The sequence below is a fragment of the Schleiferilactobacillus shenzhenensis LY-73 genome (genome assembly GCF_000469325.1).
Classification (GTDB): Bacteria; Bacillota; Bacilli; order Lactobacillales; family Lactobacillaceae; genus Schleiferilactobacillus; species Schleiferilactobacillus shenzhenensis.
On the sequence record NZ_KI271588.1, the window covers coordinates 62,397 to 67,238 of the forward strand.

The 4,842-nt window shown below is 60.2% G+C and carries 5 protein-coding genes; all 5 read right to left on the bottom strand.

The window, feature by feature from the left end; genetic code table 11:
* Nucleotides 1-81: 81 nt before the first annotated feature.
* The 5 genes from citF to L248_RS07160 are packed head-to-tail and all read right to left on the bottom strand — an operon-like array spanning nt 82 to nt 4,840.
* Entirely contained in the window at nt 82-1,623 is a 1,542-nt protein-coding gene (gene citF / locus L248_RS07140) for a citrate lyase subunit alpha (protein WP_022529479.1), read from the bottom strand.
* Nucleotides 1,610-2,524 carry a citrate (pro-3S)-lyase subunit beta gene (citE, locus tag L248_RS07145; RefSeq protein ID WP_022529480.1) on the bottom strand — a complete coding sequence of 305 codons (915 nt, stop codon included), beginning with the start codon at nt 2,522-2,524 and terminating at the stop codon, nt 1,610-1,612. The genes citF and citE overlap by 14 nt, the downstream gene beginning before the upstream one ends.
* 1 nt (nt 2,525) lies before the next feature.
* A complete protein-coding gene (citD, locus tag L248_RS07150; protein WP_022529481.1) occupies nt 2,526-2,819 on the bottom strand; it encodes a citrate lyase acyl carrier protein in 294 nt (97 codons plus the stop codon).
* Entirely contained in the window at nt 2,809-3,858 is a 1,050-nt protein-coding gene (gene citC, locus L248_RS07155; protein ID WP_022529482.1) for a [citrate (pro-3S)-lyase] ligase, read from the bottom strand. The genes citD and citC overlap by 11 nt, the downstream gene beginning before the upstream one ends.
* 7 nt (nt 3,859-3,865) lie before the next feature.
* Complete coding sequence (locus L248_RS07160; RefSeq protein ID WP_022529483.1) at nt 3,866-4,840, bottom strand: AEC family transporter; 975 nt, start codon at nt 4,838-4,840, stop codon at nt 3,866-3,868.
* Nucleotides 4,841-4,842 lie beyond the last annotated feature (2 nt).

A 4,842-nucleotide genomic window follows, 5' to 3' on the forward strand; every position in this document is an offset into this window, starting at 1 on the left:
TGTTGGAATACGAGTTTTGTCGCGCCCACGGCTAGCTCCGCCCAGCCAGCCAGCCGAAGGCCCCAAATTGCCGGCCCCTCGCTACTCCTTCACCTGGTGGATAACGTCAATCAAACTGCCGTCCCGGTACTCCACCAACGCCACCGGCCGGTCGGTGTATTCGATCGGCGCAGGCTTCCCGACGATGGCCTCCGCCTTCGCCGCCAGTTCGTCAATAGTGAACACAGGCACACCCGGAATATGGCTCAACGCCGCCACCAGGTCCTGGCGATCTGGATTAATCGCAATGCCAATCTCCGTCACGACCACGTCGATGGACTCGCCCGGCGTGGTAATCGAGGTCATCTGCGGTACGATGGTCGCCAGCCGCCCCCGCACCAGCGGTGCCGAGATAATCGTCAGCTTCGCCGTCGCTGCGTCCTGGTGACCGCCGACCGCGCCCCGCAGAACTCCGTCGGACCCCGTCAGCACATTCACGTTGAAGTGCGTATCCACTTGCAAAGCGGACAGGATGACCACATCCAGTTTATCCACCATGGCGCCCTTATTGAAAGGATCCGCGTACCAAGAGGCATCGATTTCTTGCTGAGCGGGATTCGTATGCATCGAATCCGCCGCCCCCTTGTCGAAGTCTTGGACGTCCATCACCTTTCTTACTAAGCCCTCGGCCAATAGGTCGGTGGTGGGCTTGGTGATACCACCCAGGGCGAAGGACGCGGTGATGTGCTTATCCAGCATGGCTTGGCGCAGGTAGCGGGTCACGGCCAGAGCGGCACCGCCGGAACCGGTCTGGAAGGAGAAGCCGTCCTTGAAGTAGGCCGAATGGGTAATGACGTCATTGACCATCTGGGCGATCTTCAATTCCTTGGGGTCCTTGGTGAAGCGGGTGGCGCCGGAACCGATCTTGTCCGGGTCGCCGACCTGGTCGACCTTGACCACGTAGTCCACCTGAGTCTGGTTGATCGACGCCGGAGTGTTGGGGTACGGGACCAAGTTGTCCGTCAACAGGACGACCTTGTTGGCATACTTGGCGTCCATCAAGGCATAGCCCAGAGAACCGAAGGCCGCGTCGCCGGTCATGCCGTTGGCGTTGCCCTGTTCGTCGGCGTTGGGCACGCCGAGGAAGGCAACGTCGATCTTGATCTTGCCGGTCTCGATGGCCCGGGCGCGGCCGCCGTGGGAACGGAAGATGACCGGCGTCTTCAGGGCACCGTGGGAAACAGCGTCACCGAGGCTGCCGCGCATGCCGGAACTGGTGATATGCGTGACGGTGCCGGCCTGAATCGCCTTGACCACCATATCGTTCATCACGTTGGTCAGGCTGGACGGGGCCAGGGTCAGGTCCTTGATGCCGGCGTCAATGATCACCTGCATCACCTCGTTGAAGACCTGGTCGCCCTCCCGCAAGTGGTGGTGGAAGGAGATCGTCATGCCGTCTTTGACTTCTGCCTTGACGACTTGCGCAATCGAATCCACCACTTTGTTCTCGCCGAACTGAGCACGAACGGTGGGCGCGACCCGGTGAGAAACCGGATTGCCCAACTGGGTCCCTGCAAACGGCTTGTAATCATAGGTACTTAAGATGTCGTCAGAAATGTCGACACCAACGTTATTCTTCGACATAGTTGCCCTCCTCGTCTACCAAATGCGATGCCTGCGCCAGCCGCATCACCCGCTGAGCGCGCAGTGCCACCGGCCGATCGACCATTTGGCCGTTCAGCGAGATGACCCCGGAGCCCTTCTCGTGGGCCTCGGCAATCGCCGCAATGACCTGCTGGGCCGTCTGAATTTCAGCCTTAGTGGGCGCATATACCGCGTTGATCACCGGAATCTGACGGGGATTGATGACGGACTTGCCGTCGAAGCCCAGCTGGTGAATGAACTTGGTCTCGCGGATCAGGCCCTCTTCGTCATCCAAGTTAGTGAAGACGGTGTCGAAAGCGGCGATACCCGCGGCCCGGGCGGCATGGAGGATGACGTTGCGGGCGTATTCCAGCTCACGGCCGTCGGGATACCGGTGAGTCTTCATGTCCGTGGTGTAGTCCTCCGCGGACAGAGCGACGCCGATCATTCGGTCGGAAGCAGCCGCGATGGCGTTGACATTGACCACGCCCTTGGCGCTTTCGATGGCCGCCATCACGTGGGTGCTGCCCTCGGGCCGACCGAATTCTTGCTCGGCCGCAGCGACATCTTTGACCAATTCTTGGATCATCGCCGCGGTTTCGGTCTTGGGCAGGCGAATGACGTCAATGCCGGCCTTGACCATGGCCCGCACGTCGTCTTTATAGAACGGCGTATCCACGCCGTTGACCCGGACCACTTTCTCTGCGGTGCCGTATTCCACTGTCTTCAGGGCTTCGTAGACCAAGTCCCGGGCGGCATCCTTTTCCTGCAAAGAGACGGCGTCTTCCAGGTCGAACATGATCGAATCGGCGCCGTAGATACCGGCGTCCTTGAGCATCGCCGGGTTGTTGCCAGGGACGAACATCATCGTCCGGCGCAGGCGTTCTTCAGTTTCTGCCATGTTAGAGCACCTCCCAAGCGGGTTCGGTCTGTTCCAAGGCGCGTTGACCGGCGGCGATGGTGCGGGCCTTGATGACGCAATCCAACGCACCCTTGTCCACGGCCTTAACCAGGGCATCGGTAATGCCTAAGCCTTGCAGGGCTGCAGTAATGACCTTCTTGATCTGGTCGCCGTACTGGCTGGCCACGGCGGAATCCAAGTCGATCTGGATACCGCCGCTGGCCGCCGGTGCCAGGGTGATCTGGATGTCTGACGACTCCAGGGTCCCGGCTAATGCTGTTTTCTTAATTGCCACGAATAGTCTGTCCTTTCTCAATGCGCTGCAAGAGCGCTGCTTCGTGTGACTGAATGAATGACCAAGTGGTGGGCGGTAAGAAAGCCCGCACGCTGGCCAGATCTTGGTCGGCGATGGCCTGGCGGACCTGGGTGGCAGTGACCACCGTGCCGGCCGCGGTCAGCCGGGGCACCACCACCAGCTGGACCGCCGGGGGCAGCTCGGCCGCCAAGACGGTATTGTAGATCGCCGTGGTGTGGGACCGGGGTTCTTCGCCCACATAACGCTTGGTGATATGCAGCGTCGGGGCGACCCAATCCCGGAACAGGCGGGCGTCGATGGTGGTCTGATAGCGGATCACGTCGTCGCCGGCGTGCAGAAAGTACGCCGGGAAGGTGGCGTAACTGACCATGTAGTCGCCCCCGGGAAAGACCCGGACGTTCTGCAAGTCCGCCAGGCCGGTCTGGACCAGCTGCAGCCGTTCCGCACTGGTGAACAGGGAACGGTCCGTCGATACCACGAACACATCCACGGCATCGTTCTCAGCGGCGGCTTTCTCCACCAGGTAGCGGTGCCCCCGGGTGAACGGGTTGGCGTTCATCACGATGGCCGCCAAGTGCTGCCCGGCGGCGGCCGCGGCGTCTGGCAATCCCCGCAGGTACTGGGTGATCGTCGGCATGCCCGCTTCCAGCAGAACGCCGACAGCTGTCTTGGCCAGTGTGGTGAAGCCCACGTAATGGAAACTGGCCTCGTACTGGGGTTTGGTAAACACCATCATGTGAGTGTGGCCCGCCGCCATCAGCCGGTTCTGGAGTTCTGACACCACCTGATTAAAATACGCACCCGGGGTGTCGCCTTCATCGACGGCAATAAACTTCAAAATATTGCCGGCAGTGGCACCGGTGCCGACGAGCCGGCCGCCGTCATACAAGCCGATGACACTGTCCACGGCGGCCACCTCGTTGTCTGGGAAACCGCTCAAGCCGTGGCTGGCCAGGAACGCGCGCCAGTCTTTCTGAATACTGGGTACCCGCAAGTGCAAGTCGCGAATGTCTGCCATGCGCGGCTTAACCCATCAAGACCATGATGATCGGGACGACCACCACGAACAGCACCGAGGCCGAAACGACGATGTTGGTGGCGAACTTCACATCGCCATGGTAGGTCGTCGCCAGAATCGGTAAGACGGCGAAAGTCGGTGTAGCAGACTGGATGACCAGGGTCTTCCAGAACATGGGCGCCAGATTCAGGCTCATCTTCAGGCCCAAGGCAATCAGACCGAACATCACCAGCGGGGCCAGGACGAACCGGCCCAGCAGCGTCACGATGACGTTCTTGTCGAACTGCATGTTGCCGATACCGAAGCTCTTCAGCATGATCCCGATATAGATCAAAGACAGCGGCGTGACCAGCGCACCGACGTCGGTCAGGGTCAGGGTGACGAAGTTGACCAGCAAGTGGGTGCGCAGCCAGGGAATGTAGATGAACGGCAAAGCCACGATGAAGCCCCACAACGGGGTGGGAATCAGGTGGTGCCAGTCCAGCTTGACCTTGGTGTCGGTGCCGTTACCGGTGGTGGAATCGTCGGCAGCGATGATCCACACGCCGATGGTCCAGAGCATGACGGTGTTGACGATGTAGTAGACCAGCAGATACGGGATCGACTGGGTGCCGAACAGCGCCTGGTTCAGGGGCATGCCGATGAAGACGGTGTTGGCGAAGTTCATCGCGGTCATCATCAGGCCGCGTTTGCCCTTCGGCACTTTCATGACGCGCACGACCAGCCAGGAGATCAGCAGGCCGATGGTGATGCTGACGATACTGTAGAGCAGGCCGACGGAGAGTTTCGCCAGCTGCTCGGGTTTGAAGTGGTTCATCATCGACATGAAGATCGATGCGGGTAAGGCCACTTGCATGATCAGTTTAGAAAGAGCGCCGGAAAACTTGTCGTCGAACCAGCCTTTGCCTTGGGCAAAGTAGCCGACGCCGATCATGATCATGATCGCTAAGACGCTTTGAATGGATGTCCAAAAAATTGCCATGA

What these genes read in the sequence shown, in the direction of transcription:
- citF (WP_022529479.1), bottom strand. Translation starts at nt 1,623, where the DNA reads ATGTCGAAGAATAACGTTGGTGTCGACATTTCTGACGACATCTTAAGT.
- citE (WP_022529480.1), bottom strand. Translation starts at nt 2,524, where the DNA reads ATGGCAGAAACTGAAGAACGCCTGCGCCGGACGATGATGTTCGTCCCT.
- citC (WP_022529482.1), bottom strand. Translation starts at nt 3,858, where the DNA reads ATGGCAGACATTCGCGACTTGCACTTGCGGGTACCCAGTATTCAGAAA.
- L248_RS07160 (WP_022529483.1), bottom strand. Translation starts at nt 4,840, where the DNA reads ATGGCAATTTTTTGGACATCCATTCAAAGCGTCTTAGCGATCATGATC.